16 protein-coding genes and 3 tRNA genes are annotated in these 21528 nt (G+C 64.6%); 7 read left to right on the top strand and 12 right to left on the bottom strand.

Annotation, left to right across the window (positions count from 1 at the left end; all coding sequences use genetic code 11):
• Nucleotides 1–9: 9 nt before the first annotated feature.
• From NX775_RS05205 to NX775_RS05220, 4 genes are read right to left on the bottom strand one after another with little or no spacing between them, the layout of a single operon-like run.
• Nucleotides 10–690, bottom strand: a complete 681-nt coding sequence (locus tag NX775_RS05205) for a tRNA-uridine aminocarboxypropyltransferase (RefSeq protein WP_258835012.1) — start codon at nucleotides 688–690, stop codon at nucleotides 10–12.
• Nucleotides 687–2066, bottom strand: a complete 1380-nt coding sequence (locus tag NX775_RS05210; protein ID WP_258835013.1) for an efflux transporter outer membrane subunit — start codon at nucleotides 2064–2066, stop codon at nucleotides 687–689. Before NX775_RS05210 ends, NX775_RS05205 begins: the two co-directional genes overlap by 4 nt.
• A complete protein-coding gene (locus NX775_RS05215) occupies nucleotides 2063–3154 on the bottom strand; it encodes an HlyD family secretion protein (protein ID WP_258835014.1) in 1092 nt (363 codons plus the stop codon). Before NX775_RS05215 ends, NX775_RS05210 begins: the two co-directional genes overlap by 4 nt.
• Before the next feature lies 1 nt (nucleotide 3155).
• On the bottom strand, nucleotides 3156–4811 hold the full coding sequence (locus tag NX775_RS05220; protein WP_258835015.1) for an MFS transporter: 1656 nt from the start codon (nucleotides 4809–4811) through the stop codon (nucleotides 3156–3158).
• A gap of 243 nt (nucleotides 4812–5054) precedes the next feature.
• Between NX775_RS05220 and NX775_RS05225 the strand changes: the two genes are divergently transcribed.
• The gene (locus NX775_RS05225) at nucleotides 5055–6326 is read left to right on the top strand and encodes a dienelactone hydrolase family protein (protein ID WP_258835016.1); all 1272 of its coding nucleotides are present in this window, start codon (nucleotides 5055–5057) and stop codon (nucleotides 6324–6326) included.
• A 137-nt stretch (nucleotides 6327–6463) separates the two neighbouring features.
• Nucleotides 6464–7660 (top strand): esterase/lipase family protein, encoded by a 1197-nt coding sequence (locus NX775_RS05230; RefSeq protein WP_258835017.1) that lies wholly within the window; start codon nucleotides 6464–6466, stop codon nucleotides 7658–7660.
• Between the two features lie 97 nt (nucleotides 7661–7757).
• On the opposite strand, the gene NX775_RS05235 is transcribed toward NX775_RS05230, so the two are convergent.
• On the bottom strand, nucleotides 7758–8318 hold the full coding sequence (locus tag NX775_RS05235; protein WP_258835018.1) for a DUF2325 domain-containing protein: 561 nt from the start codon (nucleotides 8316–8318) through the stop codon (nucleotides 7758–7760).
• Nucleotides 8319–8476: 158 nt separating this feature from the next.
• Here NX775_RS05235 and NX775_RS05240 point away from each other — a divergent pair, with 158 nt between their 5' ends.
• Both NX775_RS05240 and NX775_RS05245 read left to right on the top strand, forming a co-directional pair.
• Nucleotides 8477–10735, top strand: coding sequence for an ATP-binding protein (locus NX775_RS05240; protein WP_258835019.1), 2259 nt, complete (start codon nucleotides 8477–8479; stop codon nucleotides 10733–10735).
• A complete protein-coding gene (locus NX775_RS05245) occupies nucleotides 10728–11183 on the top strand; it encodes a response regulator (protein ID WP_258835020.1) in 456 nt (151 codons plus the stop codon). The genes NX775_RS05240 and NX775_RS05245 overlap by 8 nt, the downstream gene beginning before the upstream one ends.
• Here the strand turns inward: NX775_RS05245 and NX775_RS05250 are convergent.
• A complete protein-coding gene (locus NX775_RS05250; RefSeq protein WP_258835021.1) occupies nucleotides 11165–12814 on the bottom strand; it encodes a response regulator in 1650 nt (549 codons plus the stop codon). The genes NX775_RS05245 and NX775_RS05250 overlap by 19 nt on opposite strands.
• A 165-nt stretch (nucleotides 12815–12979) precedes the next feature.
• Here NX775_RS05250 and NX775_RS05255 point away from each other — a divergent pair, with 165 nt between their 5' ends.
• A complete protein-coding gene (locus NX775_RS05255; protein WP_258835022.1) occupies nucleotides 12980–13294 on the top strand; it encodes an HNH endonuclease signature motif containing protein in 315 nt (104 codons plus the stop codon).
• Nucleotides 13295–13356: 62 nt separating this feature from the next.
• On the opposite strand, the gene NX775_RS05260 is transcribed toward NX775_RS05255, so the two are convergent.
• A tRNA-Asn gene (locus NX775_RS05260) sits at nucleotides 13357–13432 on the bottom strand.
• Between the two features lie 132 nt (nucleotides 13433–13564).
• On the opposite strand from NX775_RS05260, the gene purT reads away from it, so the two are divergent.
• Entirely contained in the window at nucleotides 13565–14776 is a 1212-nt protein-coding gene (purT, locus tag NX775_RS05265; protein ID WP_258835023.1) for a formate-dependent phosphoribosylglycinamide formyltransferase, read from the top strand.
• Between the two features lie 56 nt (nucleotides 14777–14832).
• On the opposite strand, the gene NX775_RS05270 is transcribed toward purT, so the two are convergent.
• The 4 genes from NX775_RS05270 to NX775_RS05285 all read right to left on the bottom strand — a co-directional run bounded on the left by NX775_RS05270 (nucleotide 14833) and on the right by NX775_RS05285 (nucleotide 17204).
• Nucleotides 14833–14908 (bottom strand) — tRNA-Asn (locus NX775_RS05270).
• Nucleotides 14909–14965: 57 nt separating this feature from the next.
• Nucleotides 14966–15724: an alpha/beta fold hydrolase gene (locus NX775_RS05275; protein WP_258835024.1), complete on the bottom strand. Its 759-nt coding sequence runs from the start codon at nucleotides 15722–15724 to the stop codon at nucleotides 14966–14968.
• Between the two features lie 76 nt (nucleotides 15725–15800).
• Nucleotides 15801–15876 (bottom strand) — tRNA-Asn (locus NX775_RS05280).
• Between the two features lie 116 nt (nucleotides 15877–15992).
• Entirely contained in the window at nucleotides 15993–17204 is a 1212-nt protein-coding gene (locus NX775_RS05285; RefSeq protein WP_258835025.1) for an amino acid aminotransferase, read from the bottom strand.
• Between the two features lie 119 nt (nucleotides 17205–17323).
• Here NX775_RS05285 and uvrB point away from each other — a divergent pair, with 119 nt between their 5' ends.
• Nucleotides 17324–19411 carry an excinuclease ABC subunit UvrB gene (uvrB, locus tag NX775_RS05290; protein ID WP_258835026.1) on the top strand — a complete coding sequence of 696 codons (2088 nt, stop codon included), beginning with the start codon at nucleotides 17324–17326 and terminating at the stop codon, nucleotides 19409–19411.
• Nucleotides 19412–19432: 21 nt separating this feature from the next.
• On the opposite strand, the gene NX775_RS05295 is transcribed toward uvrB, so the two are convergent.
• On the bottom strand, nucleotides 19433–21454 hold the full coding sequence (locus NX775_RS05295) for a hybrid sensor histidine kinase/response regulator (protein WP_258835027.1): 2022 nt from the start codon (nucleotides 21452–21454) through the stop codon (nucleotides 19433–19435).
• Between the last annotated feature and the right edge of the window lie 74 nt (nucleotides 21455–21528).

The following is a 21528-nucleotide window of genomic DNA, read 5'->3' on the forward strand; positions in this document are numbered from 1 at the left end:
CGTTTCGGTCTAACAACCCATTAAACGGTTCACGCCCTGTTCATCAGATTGACTTGCGTTGTCTGCGCATGATCCGGCAGCGCAAGCGCGTACATAGGCCGCTTGTTGTGCGACAAACCCGTCGAAGGCGTCGAGCAGCGGGCTGAAGCGCCCGGGCGCGCGTTCCAGCTGCCCCAGCGCCTGCGCCGCCGCTTCCAGGCTTGAGAGCTGATGCGGCGCATGCGCCTTGCGGATGCGGTAGTTCGACGGCGCTACGTCGGTCAACGCCAGCCGCGGCAGCCGTTGCAGCACCGGGTTCAGGTACAGCATCTTGCGGCTCTTGCGCCAGGTAGCGTCAAATAGCACCAGCCGCAGGGCCTCGGCAGGCAGCGCCGGCATTGGCAGCGGCGCGGGCAGGCCGGCATCATCTGGTGTGGCCGGATATAGCAGCACGGGCGTGCGCCCATCCGCATGCAACAGGCCATCGAGCACCCCGGCATCGAAGGCTTCGCCGGTCGCCATCACGCTGCCATTCACGCACAGATGCAGCAAGCGCGCGCTGTTCTTGGCGTTGCCCACTTCCAGCGGATGCTGCAGGATCAGCAGGTGCGCCTGCGCCTGTACCGGCGTGATCCAGCGGCAAATGCAGGCCGACTGCGCCCGCAGGCACGTCGTGCAGACAGCGCGTTTGAATCCAGCCGCACCCGTCACGGCGCTGGCGTCCAGCCACCGCCCAGCGCCCGGTAAAGGTCGACGTGCGCCGCCAGCAAACTCGTGCGCAGTTGCAGCGCGGCGAGATCGGCACTGAATGCCGTACGCTGTGCGTCGAGCTCTTCCAGGTACGACGCGTAGCCGTTCGTGTAGCGGTTGTGGGCCACGCGCAGCACCTCGCCGGCCGCCGCGCGCCGTGCCTCGGCTTCCACCAGTTGTCGCTGCAAGCCATCGATCGACGCCAGGGCATTCTCGGTCTCGGCAAACGCCGTGCGCACCACGGTCTCATAGCCGTAGATGGCGCGATCGCGCACCGTGCCGGCGATTTCGGCCTGCGCACGCAGGCGGCCCGCGTCGAACAATGGCGCAAGCACGCTGCCGCCGATGCTCCACAATTCCGTTGGCGAACGCAGCAATTGCGTGATGCCGCCCGCCCCTGCCCCGAGCGACGCCGTCAGCCGGATCGACGGCAAGAGCGCATCGCGCGCCACGGCCAGGCTGGCATCGGCCGCAGCGATGGCCTGCTCGGCCTGGGCGATGTCGGGCCGGCGCCGGAGCAGTTCGGATGGCAAGCCGGCGCCGGGGGTCGGCTCACGCAGCGACAGCAGATCGGTACCGCGCGCAATCGCCCCTGGACTCGCGCCCAGCAGCAGATTGAGCGCCTGCTCCTGCTGCGCCACCTGCCGCTCCAACTGCGGCACGGTGCCGGCCGTCGCGTGCAATTCGGCCTCGGCCTGCGACATTTCCAGGCGCGAGCTGTAGCCCACTTCGAACTGATGCCGTGCCAGGTTGTACGAGCGCTCGCGCGACGCCAGCGTGGCCTTGGCCAGTGCCAGCTGGGCGTCCAGGCCCAGCAGGTTCAGATAGCCCGACGCCGTATTGGCCGCCACCGCCAGCGCCGCTGCTTCCAGCGCCGCCTCTTGCGACAGCGCCTCGAACCGCGCCGACTCGACGGTGTTGGCCACGCGGCCGAACAGGTCCAGCTCGTAGCTGGCCTGCACGGCGCCCACGAGCGACGTCGATTCGACCGGCGTGCCTTGCGGGCCGATGGCGCGCGCCCGGGTCGGCGCCAGCGACAGGTTCAGCGCCGGCAGACGCGCGCTGTCGGCCACGCGAATGCGCGCCTGGTATTCCTGCAGCCGCGCGCGGGCGATCTTGAGGTCGCCGTTGTTCGCCTGCGCCTGTTGCACCAGGGCGTCCAGCGCCGGATCGCCGAACGCGCGCCACCAGTCACGCTCGACGCTGGCATTCGCGCCGGGCAAGGTCGTGCGCCACGCCACCGGCACCGTCACCGAGGACGGCGGCGCCGGCTGCGGCGCCATTGCGCAGGCGGCCAACACGAGTGGCGCCGCCAGAACCACTAACCGCCGCTTCATCGCTGCCCCGCGTTCGCCGTGGTGGCAGCAGCCGTATCGATCATTGTCACCACCGACATCCCGGGCCGCAGGCGGTTGGCCAGCGGCTGGTTCGGGTCGATGCTGATGCGCACCGGAATCCGCTGGGCAATCTTGACGTAGTTACCGGTGGCGTTGTCCGGCGCGATGACCGAAAACTCCGAACCAGTGGCCGGCGCGATGCGCTCGACGTGGCCGCGCAGCTTGGCACCGCCCAGCGCGTCGACACTAAAACTGACCGGCTGGCCGACGGCCACCCCCGCCATCTGCGTTTCCTTCAGGTTGGCGATGATCCACATCTGGTTAGGCACCAGGGCGGTCAGCTGCGCACCCGCATTGACGAAGGCGCCCTGGCGCACGGTCACTTGCCCCAGCTGGCCGTCGCGCGGGGCGATGATGTTGGTGTTGGCCAAGTCGATCTCGGCCAGCTTGACAGCCGCTTCGGCGCTGGCAACCGCGGCTTCGAGGGCGGCGCGGTTGACCCCAACCGACGCCAGGTTCTGGCGAGCGATCTCGACCGAGGCGCGGGCCTGGTCGCGGCTGGCCGTGGACTGGGCACGGGTAGCGCGCGCGGCGTCGAGTTCGCGCGCCGACAGCGAACCGTCGGCCGCCAGCTCTTCCACGCGGCGCAGATCGGCGCTGCTGCGCCGTGCCTGCGCTTCGTTCGATGCCAGCAGTGCCTGGTTCTGGGCGATGGTGGCGCGGGCGCTGGCGTTCGTCTGCGCGAAGTTGGCCAGCGCCGCCTTGCGGTTGGCCAGTTCGGCCCGTGCCTGCGCCAGGCGCTGGATCGGGATCCGGTCATCGATGCGCAGCAACAGCTCGCCCTTCCTGACGGTCTGGAAATCCTGCACGCGGACCTCGGTCACGTAGCCGCTCAGTTGCGGACTGATGATCGTCACCTGGCCGCGCACCAGCGCGTTCTCGGTCGCCTGCAGCGTGCTGCGAAACGGCGGCAGATTCCAGGCGTACAGCACGATCAGGATGCCGACGAGCGCGATGGCGGCAAAGGCCAGCGCACTGAGGATGATCTTGCGCTTCGGGCGCGCGGGGGTAGCAACAGGTTCTGACATATCAATCGGTGACGGTAATGGGTGCGGGAATGTTATTGACAGGTGCGGCGGGTGCCGGTGCCGCAGTAGGCGCCGGTGCTGTAGCCGGCGCGGTAGCCGGAGGGTTGTAATACATCCAGAGGGCGTGCAGGAAGATCCAGGTTGCGCTCGTGGCAGCGATCAGGGCGATCATCAGGAACACGTCGTTGTACGCCAGGATGTTGGCTTCGCGCGTGGCGCTGGCGGCCAGCGACGCCAGGCTCTGGCGCGTGCGCGCCGCCGGGTCGGCCAGCAATTGCCCGGCCGCCGCCGCGCCGGACTGGATGCGCCCGGCCACCAGCGGATCGAGCAAACTCAGGCCCTCGACAATCATCGACGAGTGGAATTTTTCGCGCATGATCTGGAACGTGCCGACCAGCGCCGAGCCGATCAGGCCGCCCAGATTCTGGGTCAGGCCGAACAGCACCGAGAAACTGATCAGGGCGCCGGGATTGCCGATCACGGTGACGATCATCGAAATCAGCGACGGCCCGATGAACAGCGTGCCGCCAAATGCCAGCAGGCTCTGGCTCAGGTACATCTGCTCGACGCGGGTCTGGTTGGTGGCATGCGCATCCATCCAGGCGCCCAGCGCCATCAGCACCAGCGCAATGACCTGCGGCGCCATCAGGTGCTTCACGTTGACTGTGAGGGCCGACACCACGATACCGGCGACGGTGGCCGCCAGCACGCACAGGAACAGCGACTGCATCTGGTTATTGTCCAGCCCCACGGCGCGCAGGAAACCCACCGCGCCCACGCTTTGCTCGGACAGCACGATGCGCACCAGCAGCAGCGACAGCGCCACGCGCAGGATGCTGCGGTTGGTCAGCCAGCGCAGGTTGAGTAGCGGATTGGCCCGGTTGTGCTCGACGCACATCGCGGCCGCGAGCAGGAAGATCGACACCGCCAGCGCCACGCCGATCCACGCCTGCTCGGTCCACCAGAAGATGCGACCGAACGTGAGCACCATGCACAGCAGCGCCATGCCCGGCGCAAACAGCGCGAACGTGACGAAGTCGGTGGGGCGGAACGCCTTGATCCGGTCGCCCGGTGGCAACTTGAGCAGCAGCACGGCGCCCAGCGACACCAGCGCCAGGCCCAGCTCGAACATGTACAGGCCGCGCCACTCGGCAATGCGCAGCAGGTCGCCCGAGAAGATATAGGCCAGCGGCAGCGCCAACTGGGCCGTGCCAAGCGAAATCGCGATGCCTTTCAGGCGCCACTCCTTCTTGAACCCCTGCAGCGTGTAATACAGGCCAAGCGGACTGACGGCGGCGGCCAGCATGCCATGGGCGGCGCGCACGGCAATGGCCGAGCCGAGATCATTGACGAACAGGTGGGCCAGCGTGACCAGCGCGTACAGCACCAGGAAGCACTCGGTGAACAGGCGCAAGCCGAACTGTTGCCGGAATTTCACCAGCAGCAGGTTCATCGACGCGTTGGCCATCACGTACGCGGCCGGCAGCCAGGCGGTTTCGGTCTGGTACGCGCCCAGCACGCCCTGCAGATTGATCAGGTTGACGGCGACCAGCGCGTTGCCCAGGCCGCCCGTGATCGTGACGAGGATGCCGACCGCCAGATAGGCCAGTCGCAGCTTTGTCGTATGCGCCGGCGTGGACGGAGAGCCGGGCAGCATCGGCTTTTCGTCAGGTGCCCATTCGCGTGGCGCGTACTTGCTCATCCTGCTGTTTCACCGTAGTTGTCAGGCTCGCTATCTTACGCCTTTGCTCGACTTCACGTCGGATGACGCTTTCGCCACACCCAAACTATTTAATGCAAAAGTTGACCAACCAGATATTGCTCTATGGATTTATTGGATCTAGACTCAAGTTGTGCCGTACGGAAATAGTTTCGTGTGGCAGCATTTCCAGAGTCAGCCATGTCGAGCATCCACGCCATTCGCACCCTGATCTCCGCTTCGCTTGCCGCGCTGGCCATGCTGCCCGCAGTCGGCTTCTCGCAGGAACTGCCGGCACCAATGCCAGTCACCGGCACGCTCGACTACCGGATGAACGAGCGCGTCATCCAGGTGCCGGCCGGGCCGGACGATGTACTGCTCGAAACCACCGTGTTCCAGCCCGATGGCGCCGGCCCCTTCCCTCTGCTCGTCATCAACCACGGCAAGGACCCGGGCCGCCCAAGCTTGCAGTCGCGCGACCGCTTCTATCATATGGCGTCCGTATTCGTGAAGCGTGGCTACGCGGTGATGGTGCCGATGCGCCAGGGCTTTTCCAAATCGGGCGGGCGCTACCGCGATCGCGGCTGCGACATGACGGCCAATGGCTATACCCAGGCCGAAGACATCCGCGCCACCCTCGCCTATGCACGCCAGCAACCGTGGATCGACGGCGGGCGCATGATCGTGGCCGGCCAGTCGTATGGCGGGCTGGCGGCCATCGCACTGGGTACCGAGGCGCTGCCGGGCGTGCGCGGCCTGATCAATTTTGCGGGCGGCTTGCGCGACGACAGCAACCGCTGCGCCTGGCGCTCGCAACTGGTGGCGGCCTTTGCCGACTACGGCGCCAAGGCAAAAGTCCCGAGCCTGTGGATGTACGGCCAGAACGATTCGCTGTTCGGCCCGGAGCTGGCCAGCCGCATGCACGCCGCCTATGCGGCGGCCGGTGGCCGTGGCCGCCTGGTCGAATTCCCTGCCTTCAAGCGCGACGCCCACGGCATGCTGGCCAGCCGCGACGGCGAAAAAGTCTGGCTGCAGGATACCGAGCAGTTCCTGCGCGAGATCGGCATGCCGACCGCCATCGTGGTCGACGTCCCTGCCCCGCCCACCCCGGCGCGCACCGATTATGCGCAGGTCGACGATATCGCGGCCGTACCGTTCCTGTCCGAGAACGGCCGCCGCGCCTACCGCGACTACCTGACCAAGATGACGCCGCGCGCGTTTGCCGTGTCGGCCAGCGGCGGCTGGACCTGGGCCGAGGAAGGCGAAGACCCGGATGGACGCGCACTGGCGACCTGCTCGGCCAAGAGCAAGGAGCCGTGCCGGCTGTACTCGGTCGACGACTATGTGGTCTGGCATGACGAGCGCATCGACCGAACCGAGAAAGCAGCAGCCACGGCGGCGCTGATGCCGGCGCCGAACCCGATGGCCGACTCCGATCCGACGACGTCGGTGGGCAGTACGACCGCGCGCTGATCGCGCAGGCTTGTCAAGCGGCCTGCGCAGTTCTTCCTGCATGAGTTCGCTTTACTGTGCGTCCGGTCGATCCAGCGCAAACCGCAGCTTGGTGATGCATCAGACAATGCGGCTGTCGCATTGTCCGGAGCATACCAATGGTTCGTCTCGTCCACGCCTGCGCTGCCGCGCTTCTCGTCGTCTTCGGCCTGCTGGCCGCCCCTGCCGCCACAGCCGCGAACAACGATCCCGTCGTGCTGGTGCACGGCTTTCTGGGCTTTGGCCCCGACGAATTCCAGAAGAGCGGCTTCAACTACTGGGGCGGCTATGGCGACATCGCGGCGCACATGCAGGTCTACCGCGGCCCGCACACGGTGGTTGCCGCCGCCGTCAGCCCGATCGCGTCGAACTGGGACCGCGCCGCCGAGCTGTATGCCCAGATCAAGGGCGGCTGCGTCGACTACGGCAAGGCGCATGTTGCCGCACAGGGCGTGCCCGGTCAGGTGCAAAAACCGCCCGGCAAATGCTGGGCCGCCGACCCACGCGACAATCCGCAAGGGTATCCGCCGGCGCTGTACCCGCGATGGGGCCGTGACCATCCGATCCACATGATCGGCCACAGCCAGGGCGGCACGACCATCCGCGCCCTGATCCAGCTGCTGGAGCACGGCGCAATGACGGACGAAGGCGACGGCGCGCTGTTCAAGGGTGGCAAGACGGGCTGGATCTGCAGCGCGACGACGATCTCGGCGCCGCACAATGGCACCACGCTCAGTGACGCGGTCCTGAATATCCTGCCCAATGTGCCCATCGTGCTGCGCGACATCCTGCGCAACCGGGCTGCCAGCTGGGAGCTCGCGCCGGACGGCGCCCGCGAATTCAACCGGTGGGCGCTCACTTCGCCCAGCGTCTACTATTTTTCAGTTGCTACCCTCGCCACCGCCAGCGGCAGCTGGTGCTGCAACGGCACCGACCGCGCGATCGCACCGATCCAGACAACAGCGTTCCAGTACGCGCGCGGCGACATGATGCCCTACTTCAAATCGTTCGCCGGCGAGTGGATCGTGCCCTCGGCCGGTCAGCGCGGCATGGGCAGCTACACCGTCAATGTGCCAAACCGGGTGCGCATCGACAGCGACTGGTTCCCGAGCGATGGCGTCGTCAACACGGTCAGCATGCGCGCGCCCGGCGGGCATCCGGTACGCGACTACAACGGCACGGCGCTGCGCGGAACATGGAACTTTCTGGGCAACTACCCGGGATACGACCACTTCGATATCCTGAACTGGCCCAATCAAGGGCCATCGGCTGATCCGCTGTACGACCGGATCAGCGACATCCTCTTTGCGCTGTAGCTCAGGATGAAAATACCTCGGCGGCTAGTTATCCTGTGTAGGGTGGGCGGGTTTCCTGCCCACGCGTTCAACCGGCCATCGCAGACTGCTGCGCGAGTCACGGTGAAAACACCTCGTCAGGCCGGTGGATGCGTACGATCTGCAAGCCGTCGGGCTGGTCCACCAGCATGCACAGCTTGCCGGTGCGCTTGCAATGGTCCTGCACGCGCCAGTAGTCGCCGTGGCTCATGCAGCCGGTCTGGCAGATCACCAGATCGGCGGCCTGCAAGCTCGCTTCCAGGTCCGCCGCGACGCCAGCTGGCGTATGCCCTGGATGGCTCGCGCTGCCCGTCCGCCCGGCAAGCTCACGGCGCTGCAGCGTGCGCATCAGGTCATGCACCCGCGTCTGCAGCGCAGCCACCTGACGGCCCAGCGCGACGCGCCGGCCGAGACCCGGCAGCGCCGCATCAAAGGCGGCGCGGTCTTCGCGTTCCCACAGCAGCGCCGTTGCAGCACGGATCGTCGCGCCCCGCGCGCGGATCAGCTGCGCTTCCATGGCGGCGATGCGCGTGGCCTGCGCCTGCAGCAGCGCACTGCAGCGTTCCTGCGCCTGCGCATGTGCCCGCAGCAACGTCACGTGTTCGCCAGCCAAGCCGTCGGCTTCCCGGTATGCCGCCATCTGCGCCTCCTGTTCCTGAACCAGGACCCATCTTAAATGAGAACAATTCTCATTTCAAGGGCGCGTCGACGCGGGGACAAATCGTGACATCGCGATTTGACAACACACTTTCACGTTACAATATGGCCCTGCTCACCTGTGCATTACCCCAAAGGCCCATGACCCAGGCATCCCCCGACCAACTCGACATTTCCAGCTGCGCCAGCGAACCGATCCGCACGCCCGGAAGTATCCAGCCACACGGCTTCATGCTGACGCTGTCGCCTGCACTCGACGTGTTGCAGGCCAGCGCCAACCTGCTCCCGCTGGCGGGCCTGGCACCGGAAGCAGCACTCGGCCTGCCAGTGGCTGCCGTCATCGGCAAGGCCTGTGGCGAGCGCATGGCGCGCGAACTGGCCAGCGACACGCTCGGCCAGCGCCCGATGTATCTCGGTACCGTCACGCTCGACAATGGCCGCCATTTCGATGTGCTCGGCCACGTCTGGGACGGCCTGGTGATCGCTGAATTCGAAACCGTCGAGCGCGCCGAGCCGGCCGACTTTCGCCATCTGTACCCGCTCATCACCGACTTTCTCGCCAAAGTCGGCGAACACGCGTCGATCACCGCGCTGACCGATCTGGCCGCGCGCCACGTGCGCTCGGTCACGGGCTACGGCCGCGTGATGGTGTACCGGTTCGACCCGAGCGGCCATGGCCGCGTGGTAGCCGAAGCCAAAGCGCCCGACTACAAGTCATACCTGGGCCAGGCATTCCCGGCCAGCGATATTCCCTCGCAGGCGCGCGAGTTGTACACGCTCTCGCCGATCCGCGTGATCCAGGACGCCAATTACGAGGCCGAGGCGCTGGTGCCGGCCGAAAATCCGGCCAGCGGCGCGCGCAACGACCTGTCGTTCGCCGCGCTGCGCAGCGTCTCGCCGGTGCACCTGCAATACATGCGCAATATGGGCACACTGGCCTCGATGTCGGTCTCGCTAATTGTACGGGGCAAGCTGTGGGGTCTGATCGCATGCCACAACGCCACGCCGTGCCCGGTGTCCGTTGAAAAACGCACGGCCTGCGAGCAGCTGGGCCAGATCCTGGCACTGTGTATCGAAAGCCGCGAAGACAGCGCCGAACTGCAGTTCCGGCTCGACGTGCGCCGCATCATGGTCGAGGTGCTCGGTCGCCTCACCAAAGGCACCGACTTTGTCGACAATCTGAGCGGCGTGTTCAGCGAACTGCTGCGCTTTGCGCGTGCCGGCGGCGTGGCCGTCGTGGTCGACGACCGCATCCTGACCTACGGCTACACGCCCGATGAAGCGGCCATCCGTGACCTGTCGACCTGGCTCGCCGTGCATGGGCACACCGAGGTCTTCCATACCGACGAACTCGCCGCCGTGTACCCGCCAGCGAAGGCATTCATCCAGAATGCCAGCGGTTTACTGGCGCTGCCGATCTCGCGCATCCACCAGCATTACCTGCTGTGGTTCCGGCCCGAGCTGGTGCAGACCGTCGAATGGGCCGGCAATCCGCACGAGAAGGAAGCCAGCGCCGGCACGCCAGGACAACTGACGCCGCGCCAGAGCTTCGCCACCTGGCGCGAAACCATCCACGGCCACAGCCTGCCATGGCACGCCGCCGAAATCGAGATGACCACCGAGTTCCGCACGGCGCTTCTGGGTATCGCGCTCGAGCGCGCCGAGCAGATGGCCGAACTGGCCGAAGAACTGGGCCGCGCCAACAAGGAACTCGAAGCGTTTTCGTATTCGGTCTCGCACGACCTGCGCGCGCCGCTGCGCCACATCGCTGGCTTTTCCGACCTGCTGCTCGAATCGGCCGGCAGCGAAGACGTGGCCCTGCGCCAGCGCTTTTTAAAGAACATCAAGGAGTCGGCGCGCCTGGCCGGCAAGTTGGTCGACGATCTGCTGTCGTTCTCGCAGATGGGCCGCGCCGCGCTGCGCCCCACCAGCATCGACATGACCGACCTGGTGTCGGGCTGCATCGACAAGCTGGGCATCGAGATCGGCCAGCGCCGCGTCGACTGGCACATCGACCGCCTGCCAGTCGTGCAGGGCGATCCGAGCTTCCTGCACCTGGCAATGTTCAACCTGCTGTCCAACGCGGTCAAGTTCACCAGCGGGCGTGACCCGGCCGTGATCCGGATCTGGGCCGAGGATGCCGGCGACGACATCGCGTTCCACGTGGCCGACAACGGCGCCGGCTTCAACCGCGACTACGTACACAAGCTGTTCGGCGTGTTCCAGCGCCTGCACCGCATGGAAGATTTCCAGGGCACCGGCATCGGCCTGGCCAATGTGCGCCGCATCATCGAACGCCACAACGGCCGCGTCTGGGCCGACTCGATCTTGGGCGAAGGTGCAACGTTCTCCTTCACCCTCCCAAAACAAGCCATCACAGAACAAGGCACCCATGCTTAAGCCCATCCTCCTGGTAGAAGACAATCCACACGACCTGGAGCTCACCCTCATTGCCCTGTCAAAGAGCCAGCTGGCCAACGAAGTCGTGGTCGCGCGCGACGGCGCCGAGGCGCTCGACTATCTGCACCGGCGCGGTGAATTCGACGGCCGCCAGCTCGGCAATCCGGCCGTGATCCTGCTCGACCTGAAATTGCCGAAAGTCGATGGACTTGAAGTGCTCAAGGAAATCCGCACCACCGCCGAACTGCGGTCGGTGCCGGTGGTGATGCTGACGTCGTCCAAGGAAGAACAGGACGTGATCCGCAGCTATGAGCTGGGTGTGAATGCGTATGTGGTCAAGCCGGTCGACTTTAATGAATTCGTGCGCGCCATTGCCGACCTGGGGATCTTCTGGGCAGTGCTCAACGAGCCGCCGCCAGGCTCGCACCGTTACATCAAGCCAAAGTGACTGGCTGTTTGCGGCTTGCCTGAGGCGCGCCGCGAACGACGCAGCAAATGACGGATGCGCGCACTGAGCGCGTCCGGGTGGTAGGGTTTCTGCAGCAGGTGGACCGACGCGTCCAGTTTGCCTTCGTGGGTCAGCACACCTTCGGCATAGCCCGATGTGTACAGCACTTCGCATTCCGGCAGGTGACGGCGCACGATCTCGCCCAGTTGCAGGCTCGACAGCGGCCCCGGCATGATCACGTCGGTAAACACCAGGTCGATATGCCGGCCTTCTTCTACCAGCGCCGCCGCGCTGGCCGCATCGCGCGCTTCCAGCACGTCATAACCCAGCGCCGACAGAATGCCGCAGGTCGATGAGCGCACGTCGTCTTCGTCTTCGACCACGAGAATGGTTTCCAGGCCGCCCGTCAGCGACGGATGCACGGCTGCCTCTGCTTGCTCGGCCGGGATTGCGGTGCTGCGTGGCAGATAGATGCGCACGCTGCTGCCCTTGCCCGGCTCGCTGCGCAGCACGATTTCGCCGCCCGACTGCTTGACGAAACCATACGCCATTGACAGCCCCAAGCCCGTGCCCTGGCCCGTCGGCTTGGTGGTGAAGAACGGTTCGAACGCCCGGCGCAGCACGTCGGGCGGCATGCCCTTGCCCGTATCAGCGATCTCGAGCATCACGTAATCGTTGTGCGGAACATCGGGCGGCAAATCGTCGTCGGCGGCAGCATTGACGGCGCGGATAGTCAGCGTGCCGCCATCGGGCATCGCGTCGCGCGCATTGATGACCAGGTTCAGCAATACGTTGTTGAGTTGGTTGGGATCGACCATGGTGCTGCCCAGTTCGGGTGCGACCTCGGTTTCGACCCGGGTGCCGGCGCCAAGCACGCGGCGCGCCATGTCGTCGAGCTCACGCACCAGATGGGTCGGGTCGATGACGACCGACTGCAACGGCTGACGACGTGCAAAGGCCAGCAAGTGCGCGGCCAGCTTGGCGCCGCGCTCGACGCCCGATAGCGCCATCTCGACGCGCGTACGCGCAGCGTCGTTCAAGTTGCCGACCATTTTCAGCAATTGCAGATTGCCGCCAATGATTTGCAGGACATTGTTGAAATCGTGGGCCACGCCACCGGTGAGCTGGCCGATCGCTTCCATCTTTTGCGCCTGGTGCAGCGCCAGCTGACTCGCCGCCAGTTGCTCCTGGCTCAGGCGCAGCGATGCAAAGGCTTCGTCGCGCTCGCGCCGCGCAACGCAGGCGCCGCTGTGATACCGCACACGCGCCACCAGCTCGCGCGGATCGGGCCACTTGACCATGTAGTCGTTGGCGCCGACCGCAAAGGCCTTGGCCTTGGTATCTGGGTCGTCTTCGGAAGAGAGCAGGATGACCGGCACGTCATGCGTGTCCGGATGCGCGCGCAGCATGGCGATCACGTCGAAACCATCCATACCGCCAGGCATGCGCAAATCGACGATCACCACCGTCGCATCGACATCGCGCGCGACCTCGACGGCGCGCGCCGGGCTGGATTCATAACGGAGCTGGTGACCGACACAGCTTTTGAGGCCATGGGCGATGATGTCCTGGGCAAACGACTCATCGTCGATCAACAGCACGGAACAAACGGTGGAGTTGTCTTCGATCATTGCAAACTGCGTCGCTTTCAGGGCTGGAGGGGTAACGTGCTGCGCGATAATTCAGGGTTAATTCTACACTAATACCATTTAACAAGGGTTCGTCCCGCTTGGTATCATTCCAGCAAACTCGGGTCAAGACTTGTGCGGTAAAAAGTCGCCCTGCATATGGCGCGCATGCCACATCACCAAGCCACGACCACGCCCGATGACCCCTGCCCGCTGTGCGGACGGCCGCTGGGAACGGAGCACGTCGACCGCCATCACCTGATCCCGAAGACGTTCAAGGGGCGAGACCAGTACCCGATCCACAAGATCTGCCATCGCAAAATCCACTCGGCGTTCACCGAGCGAGAGCTGCTGCAGACGTATCACACGTGGGAATCGCTGCGCGGGCACGCCGATATCGCGGCGTTCATCGTGTGGGTGGCGAAGAAGCCGGCGGGGTTTTATACGCGCACATACACCGCGAACAAGAAGAAGGGGCGCTGACGCAGTGACCGACGCCGGAAATGCAAAAAGGGCCGCATCTGCATGCGGCCCTTCTCTTGTTCTGGCTCCCCGACCTGGACTCGAACCAGGGACCTGCGGATTAACAGTCCGTCGCTCTACCAACTGAGCTATCAGGGAATTGAGGCAATATTATAGCCGGGCATTTGCGGTTTGACCAGAGCAGTGTGTGAATCGGCTGGCCGGCCGCTGCCAAAGGGCGCTTTTGATATAGTCGCAGCTTCCCACCACCTCCTTCATCCCCGACCGACCATGACCATTTCACGCACCCTCGGCACCCCACTCTCCCCTTCCGCAACCCGCGTCATGCTGCTCGGCTCGGGCGAACTGGGCAAGGAAGTGATCATCTCGCTGCAACGCCTGGGCGTCGAGGTGATCGCCGTCGACCGCTACCCAAATGCCCCGGGCCACCAGGTCGCGCACCGCGCGCACGTGATCGACATGACCAATGGCGCCGCGCTCGAAGCGCTGATCGCGCAGGAGCGCCCTCACCTCGTGGTGCCGGAAATCGAAGCGATCGCCACGGACAAGCTGGCCGAACTGGAAGCGGCGGGCGTCATCACCTGCATCCCGACCGCACGCGCGGCGCAACTGACGATGAACCGCGAAGGCATCCGCCGCCTGGCCGCCGAAGAGCTGGGCCTGGCCACGTCGCCCTACCAGTTTGCCAGCAGCCTTGACGAACTGCAGGCTGCCTGCGCTGCCGTGGGCTTCCCGTGCGTGGTCAAGCCGGTGATGTCGTCGTCGGGCAAGGGTCAGTCGAAGCTTGATAGTGCGGATGACGTGGCCGCGGCCTGGGCATACGCTGCCAGCGGCGGACGTGTCGACGCCGGGCGCGTGATCGCCGAAGGCTTCATCGACTTCGATTACGAGATCACGCTGCTGACGGTGCGCTCGCTGGGCGCGGATGGCGAGGTCGTAACGAGCTTCTGCGATCCGATCGGCCACAAGCAGGTCCAGGGCGATTACGTCGAATCGTGGCAGCCGCATCCGATGCAGTCGCTGGCACTGGAACGCTCGCGCGAGATCGCCGCCAAAGTCACCGGCAATCTGGGCGGTCTGGGCGTGTTCGGCGTCGAGTTGTTCGTCAAGGGCGATATGGTGTGGTTCTCGGAAGTCAGCCCACGCCCGCACGACACGGGCATGGTGACAATGGCCAGCCAGGTGCAGAGCGAGTTCGAACTGCATGCGAAGGCGATTCTCGGCTTGCCCGTGAACGTGGCCCTGCGCGCACCGGGCGCATCGGCCGTGATCTACGGTCAGCTCGATGAGGCAGGGATTGCGTTCGAGGGCGTGGCCGAGGCCCTGCAGGTGCCGGGTGCCGATGTGCGCCTGTTTGGCAAGCCGGAGTCGTTTGCACGCCGGCGCATGGGCGTGGCACTGGCGACGGCGGACGATATCGCTATGGCGCGTGAACGTGCGCTTGAGGCAGCGGCGAAGGTCAAGCCAGTGTCGGGCAAGTAAGCATCTACAGGCCCGAATACAAAAAGGGCCGCATTTGCATGCGGCCCTTCGTATTCTGGCTCCCCGACCTGGACTCGAACCAGGGACCTGCGGATTAACAGTCCGTCGCTCTACCAACTGAGCTATCAGGGAATTGAGGCCGCATTATACCTGCTGGTGTCGATTTCGCAAATTTTTCGAAAAGAAAATCTAGCGACCAATCCGCGCCAGCAAGCGTTTGAGCGTGTCGATCACCAGTTCCGGCTCGGACAACTGCGGAAAATGCGCACTGCGCTCGGCCACGACCCGCTCGCCCAACGGCGACAAAGCCGCCAGCGCCAGTTGCGAACGTTCGCGCTCACGCACCAACGCCGCCGGCACCAGCCAGCGCGGCAAGCGCTTCGTGCCCGACAGCACCGTCACCGGCACGGGCGGGAACGCCGGCGCCTCGAGGATATCCCTGACGGTCTCGCGCTCGTTGCGGAGCTCGTCGAACGCATCGCGCGGCGACACGCGGTCGAGCAGCTTGACGAAGCCCCGCTGCAGCGCCGACTGATGTTGCTTGAGGTTGTCGACGTCCTGCGGCGCTGTGGCCTCGATGAACAGCACACCTGCCACCTCATCGGCGAACTCGCGCGCGAACAGGTTGGCGTGCAGGCCGCCAAACGAATGTGCCACCAGCACGAATGGCGGCGGCACCTTGGCGAACTGCAGCAACAGCCGCAACTGCGCGACGACGGTCTCGCCATACTGCGCTTCGGTCGGCTTCGGACTGCCGCCCGTGCCCGGCCGGTCGTAGCTGAACACGGTGCCCAGTGCCTCGACCTCGGGATACAGCTTGAACCAGCCATCGAGCGGGCCGCCAGCGCCGCCGATCAGCACGATCGAGGGACTGCCCTGCCCGGCTCGCGCGAAGCGAAACATCTGCCCTTCGATCAGGGTGGCGTGACTTTTAAGTGGTTGCTTCACGCGAACTCTCCAAAAAGACGACATGACTCCGCATAACGAAAAAGGCCGCATCCTTCGATGCGGCCTTCTTGTATTCTGGCTCCCCGACCTGGACTCGAACCAGGGACCTGCGGATTAACAGTCCGTCGCTCTACCAACTGAGCTATCAGGGAATTGAAGCTGGCATTATATGGTTCATGAAACGCTTCTGTCAAATCAGCACAGGCGTTTCGTTTTCCATCTACTGCTGCCCTCTTGCGCGCTTGCAGCGATCAAGAGAGCCAGGATTTTAGAGAACTTTGGCGATGGCGTCAACGACGCGATCGATGTTCGTCGAATTGAGCGCCGCGACGCAGATGCGGCCCGTGTCCACGGCGTAGATCGATTCGTCGCGCAGCTTGCCCACTTGCTCCTTGCTCAAACCCGAGTACGAGAACATGCCGACCTGCTCGCGCACGAATTCGAAGTCGTGGCCCGGTGCCTTGGCCTTGAGCTTTTCGACCATCGCGCCGCGCATTTCGCGGATGCGCACGCGCATGCCGGCCAGCTCTTCTTCCCACAGTTTGCGCAGCTCAGGCGTTGCCAGCACGGTGGCGACGACCTTGCCGCCATGCGTTGGCGGGTTCGAGTAGTTGGTGCGCACGACGCGCTTGAGTTGCGACAGCACGCGCGTGGCTTCTTCGCTCGTGGTGGCCACGATCGACAGCGCGCCCACGCGCTCGCCGTACAGCGAGAACGATTTGGAGAACGAGTTCGACACCAGCATCGCCATGCCGGTCGCGGCGAAGCGACGCACGACGGCGCCGTCTTCATCGATGCCGTTGGCAAAGCCCTGGTACGCCATGTCGAGGAATGGCACGAGGTTGCCGGCCTGGACGGCAGCAATCACCTGATCCCACTGGTCTTGCGTCAGGTCGGCGCCGGTCGGGTTGTGGCAGCACGCATGCAGGACGACGATGGAACCTGCCGGCATCGCTTTCAGTGCGGCCAGCATGCCGTCGAAGTTCACGCCGCGGGTGGCCGCATCGTAATACGCATAGTTGTGGACCGTGAAACCGGCGCTTTCGAACAGCGCGCGGTGGTTTTCCCAGCTCGGGTCGCTGATGTACACGTCAGACGCTGGCAGGAAGCGCTTGAGGAAGTCGGCGCCGATCTTCAGGGCGCCGGTGCCGCCGATGGCCTGCACGGTCAGCGCGCGTTTCTCTTGAATTACGGGGCTGTCGGCACCAAATACCAGCTCTTGCACCGCCTTGTCGTACGCAGCCAGGCCTTCGATCGGCAGGTAGGTTCGCGGCGTCGGCTGCTCCATCAGTTTCGCTTCCGCTTTCTGCACGCACTCGAGCAGCGGCACTTTGCCCTTGTCGTCATAATAGACACCCACGCCGAGGTTGATTTTCGCGGTGTTCGTGTCGGCGTTGAAGGCTTCGGTGATGCCCAGGATCGGGTCGCGTGGGGCCATTTCAATGGCACTGAACAAGCTGGCGGAGGCAGTGGAAGTCATCTGATAAACTCGGTTTTGTTGGCTGGATTGACAGCGGCGGGGTTTGCAATTGTATAGACAGCGGCCCTTGAACCTGCAGGGCCGCGAGCGGATTCTCATTCTAACAAAGGTCTGTAAGCATGGCTGAATTATCCATCGCAACTTCTCCCGAACCGACCGTCATCACGTTCCCGGATTCGCCGTTCAAACTGCACCAGCCGTTCGAGCCGGCGGGCGACCAGCCCACCGCGATCAAGGGGCTGATGGAAGGCATCGACGACGGCCTGATGTACCAGACGCTGCTGGGCGTCACGGGCTCCGGCAAGACCTACACGATGGCCAATGTGATCGCGCAGGCCGGCCGGCCCGCGATCATTTTTGCGCCGAATAAAACGCTGGCGGCCCAGTTGTATTCGGAGTTCCGCGAATTCTTCCCGCAAAACGCGGTCGAGTATTTCGTCTCGTACTACGATTACTACCAGCCCGAAGCCTACGTGCCGCAGCGCGACCTGTTCATCGAAAAGGACTCGTCGATCAACGAGCACATCGAGCAGATGCGCCTGTCGTGCACCAAATCGCTGATGGAGCGGCGCGACGTCGTCATCGTGGCCACCGTCTCGGCGATCTACGGTATCGGTAATCCGAACGAATACCACAAGATGATTCTGACGCTGCGCCACAAGGACAAAGTGGCCCAGCGTGACATCATCGCGCGCCTGATCCAGATGCAGTACACGCGCAACGAGATGGATTTCTCGCGCGGCTCGTTCCGCGTGCGCGGCGACACGATCGACATCTTCCCGGCCGAGCACGCCGAGCTGGCGATCCGCGTCGAGATGTTCGATGACGAGATCGAATCGCTGCAGTTGTTCGATCCCCTGACGGGCCGCGTGCGCCAGAAGATTCCACGCTTTACCGTGTATCCAGGCTCGCACTACGTCACGCCGCGCTCGACGGTCCTGCGCGCGGTCGAATCGATCAAGGCCGAGCTGCGCGACCGCCTCGAAGAATTCCGCCAGCAGAACAAGCTGATCGAAGAGCAGCGCCTCGAACAGCGCACCCGCTTTGACCTCGAAATGATGGCCGAGATCGGCTTTACCAAGGGCATCGAGAACTACTCGCGCCACCTGTCCGGCGCGATGCCGGGCGAGCCGCCGCCGACGCTGATCGACTACCTGCCGAAAGACGCGCTGATGTTCATGGACGAGTCACATGTGATGATCGGCCAGCTCAACGCGATGTACAACGGCGACCGTTCGCGCAAGGAAAACCTGGTCGAGTACGGCTTCCGTCTGCCATCGGCGCTGGATAACCGGCCGCTCAAATTCGTCGAGTTCGAAGGCAAGATGCGCCAGACGATTTTCGTCTCGGCCACGCCGGCCGAGTACGAACAAGGCCGCGCCGACAACGTCGTCGAGCAGGTGGTGCGCCCGACGGGCCTGGTCGATCCGATGATCATCGTGCGCCCTGCCCTGTCGCAGGTCGACGACCTGATGGGCGAGATCAACGACCGCATCGCCAAGGACGAGCGTGTGCTGGTGACGACCCTCACCAAGCGCATGTCCGAGCAGCTCACCGAATACCTGGGCGACCACGGCATCAAGGTGCGCTATCTGCACAGCGATATCGACACGGTCGAACGTGTGGAAATCCTGCGCGACCTGCGCCTGGGCACGTTCGATGTGCTGGTCGGCATCAACCTGCTGCGCGAGGGTCTCGATTTGCCGGAAGTGTCGCTGGTCGCAGTGCTCGACGCTGACAAGGAAGGTTTCCTGCGCTCCGAACGTTCGCTGATCCAGACGATCGGCCGCGCGGCGCGTAACCTGAACGGCGTGGCGATCCTGTACGCGGACCGCGTCACCGATTCAATGCGGCGCGCCATCGACGAGACCGAGCGCCGCCGTGCCAAGCAGATCGCGTTCAACCTCGAGAACAACATCATCCCGAAAGGCGTGCACAAGAAGATCAAGGAAATGATCGACGGCGTGTACAACCCGAATACGGAGCGCGAAGTGCTGCAAGACGCCAAGGAAACGGCGAAGATCGAGTCGATGAGCGAGAAGCAGATCAGCAAGGAGATCAAGCGCCTCGAAAAACTCATGGTCGATCACGCCAAGAACCTGGAGTTCGAGAAAGCCGCGCAGGTACGCGACCAGCTGCATGTGCTCAAGCAGCAGGCGTTCGGCGCGCCAGGCGCCGACAACGTCGTCTCGATGCTGGGCAAGTAAGGCCAGCAGTGCGTTGCCGGCTTAGCGTTCTACGCTGGCCAGCAACGTCAGCAACCGGTCCAGGTCGGCCGGCTTGACCATGTGATGGTCGAAGCCGGCTTGCTGCGCGCGCTGCTGGTCTTCGGCCTGGCCGTAGCCAGTCAGCGCCACCAGCACGGCCCCTGCCGTCGCAGGCTGTGCACGCAGGCGACGGGCCAGTTCGTGACCGTCCATATCGGGCAATCCAATATCGAGCAGCGCCACCACGGGCGGCTCGCGCAATGCCGTCGCCAGCGCGCTCGCGCCATCGAATTCGACGCGGACGGCGTAACCATTCATCTCCAGCAGCGTGGCAAGCATCTCGGCAGCGTCGACATTGTCGTCCACGACCAGCACGCGCAAGCCTGATGCGTCAGGCACGGATGCGACCGGCGCCGGGGCTGGCGACTCCACGACTGGCTCCAGCAACGGCAGGTAGACGACAAACTCACTGCCCTCGCCCAGCCCGTCGCTGAGCGCATCGACGCGGCCGCCATGCAGCAGGACCAGGCTCTTGACGAGCGCCAGTCCGAGGCCCAGCCCGCCTTGCGAGCGGTCGGGTGTGCGTTCGGCCTGTGTGAACAGGTCGAAGATATACGGCAGTACGGGCAGGTCGATGCCCTGGCCATTGTCGCGCACGGCAAGGCGCACGTCGCCGCCGTCCGTGCGCACGCTCAGCACGATGCGGCCCCTGGCCGGCGTGTATTTGGCGGCGTTGTTCAGGATGTTGGACAGCACCTGGATCAGGCGCGTGCGGTCGCCCAGCACGTACAGGCCCGGTTCGATGTCGAGGAACAGTTCATGGTGGCAGCTGTCGAGCATCGGCCGCACCTGCTCCACCGCTTCCTGCACGAGCGGCTCGACCGCCACGGTTTCCTGCGCCATCGTGACCTGCCCGCGCGTGACGCGCGAGACGTCCAGCAAATCGTTCACGAGCGCCGTCATGTGCTCGGCCTGGCGCGCGATGATCGCACTGGCGCGCGCAATGCCGGGCGCGTCCATCTGGCCGCGCTGCAGCAGTTGCGCGGCAGTGGTGATGGGCGCGAGCGGATTGCGCAGTTCGTGGGCGAGCATCGCCAGGAAGTCATCCTTCTGGCGGTTGGCTTCGCGCAGCTCGTCCTCGATACGCTTGCGCACCGTGACGTCGCTGCCCTCCAGGAAAATACCCGTCACCTTGCCGAACTGGTCGCGGATCGGCTGGTAGACAAAATCGAGATAGCATTCTTCGAGCGGGCCGCCCGGTTCGCGTTGCACGCGCAGCGGCACAGCATGGCCGACAAACGGCTGGCCGCTGGTATAGACCTGGTCCAGCAGCTCGAAGTAGCCCTGCCCCTGGACCTCCGGCAATGCCTCGCGCACCGGCTTGCCGATCAGATCGCGATGCCCGACCAGTGTCAGGTAAGAACGGTTGGTCAGTTCGAATACATGGTCGGGGCCACGCAACACGGCGATGATGCCGGGCGCTTCTTCAAACAGGTTGATGAGGCGGCTGTGTTCTTCGTCGCGGTAACGCTGCGCCAGCACTTCGTTGGTGGTCTCCACACAGGCGCAGAACAGGCCGGCGACCAGGCCATCTTCACGCCGCACGGGCGAATACGAAAAGCGGAACCAGGTTGCCTCATCGTACCCATGGCGGCGCACGGTCAATGGAAAGCGATCGAGGTAGATGGACTCGCCGCCCATCGTACGCTCGACGAGCGGCGCGATGTCGTCCCAGATGTCCGACCACACATCGCGAAAGCGCTGGCCGAGCGACGCCGGATGCTTGGCGCCCAGGATCACGCTGTAGGCATCGTTGTACAGGAAGCCAAGCTCATCGCCCCAGGCGACGAACATCGGGAACTTGGAGTCGAGCATCAGTGCAACCGCCGTACACAAGGCCTGCGGCCAGTCGCGCGGATGACCGAGTGGCGAGGTAGTCCAGTCGTGTTCGCGCATCAGCGCACGCACCGTGCCGTCGCCGAGGAATAATGACGGTTCTTGCCGCACGTCCGTCGGCGCTTCCACTACCTGATTCATACCCATGATGCTTCGTGTTAATCCGCGCACACCGCGCAAGCGAAGTGTGCCAGATTTGCCGCTCCTCTCACGCACGCCAG

The organism is Massilia aurea (assembly GCF_024753205.1).
In the GTDB taxonomy this organism is placed as follows: Bacteria; Pseudomonadota; Gammaproteobacteria; order Burkholderiales; family Burkholderiaceae_D; genus Telluria; species Telluria aurea.

Coding starts and splice junctions, on each gene's coding strand:
- NX775_RS05210 (WP_258835013.1), bottom strand. CDS start 2,066: ATGAAGCGGCGGTTAGTGGTTCTGGCGGCGCCACTCGTGTTGGCCGCC.
- NX775_RS05215 (WP_258835014.1), bottom strand. CDS start 3,154: ATGTCAGAACCTGTTGCTACCCCCGCGCGCCCGAAGCGCAAGATCATC.
- NX775_RS05220 (WP_258835015.1), bottom strand. CDS start 4,811: ATGCTGCCCGGCTCTCCGTCCACGCCGGCGCATACGACAAAGCTGCGA.
- NX775_RS05225 (WP_258835016.1), top strand. CDS start 5,055: ATGTCGAGCATCCACGCCATTCGCACCCTGATCTCCGCTTCGCTTGCC.
- NX775_RS05230 (WP_258835017.1), top strand. CDS start 6,464: ATGGTTCGTCTCGTCCACGCCTGCGCTGCCGCGCTTCTCGTCGTCTTC.
- NX775_RS05235 (WP_258835018.1), bottom strand. CDS start 8,318: ATGGCGGCATACCGGGAAGCCGACGGCTTGGCTGGCGAACACGTGACG.
- NX775_RS05240 (WP_258835019.1), top strand. CDS start 8,477: ATGACCCAGGCATCCCCCGACCAACTCGACATTTCCAGCTGCGCCAGC.
- NX775_RS05245 (WP_258835020.1), top strand. CDS start 10,728: ATGCTTAAGCCCATCCTCCTGGTAGAAGACAATCCACACGACCTGGAG.
- NX775_RS05250 (WP_258835021.1), bottom strand. CDS start 12,814: ATGATCGAAGACAACTCCACCGTTTGTTCCGTGCTGTTGATCGACGAT.
- NX775_RS05255 (WP_258835022.1), top strand. CDS start 12,980: ATGCCACATCACCAAGCCACGACCACGCCCGATGACCCCTGCCCGCTG.
- purT (WP_258835023.1), top strand. CDS start 13,565: ATGACCATTTCACGCACCCTCGGCACCCCACTCTCCCCTTCCGCAACC.
- NX775_RS05285 (WP_258835025.1), bottom strand. CDS start 17,204: ATGACTTCCACTGCCTCCGCCAGCTTGTTCAGTGCCATTGAAATGGCC.
- uvrB (WP_258835026.1), top strand. CDS start 17,324: ATGGCTGAATTATCCATCGCAACTTCTCCCGAACCGACCGTCATCACG.
- NX775_RS05295 (WP_258835027.1), bottom strand. CDS start 21,454: ATGGGTATGAATCAGGTAGTGGAAGCGCCGACGGACGTGCGGCAAGAA.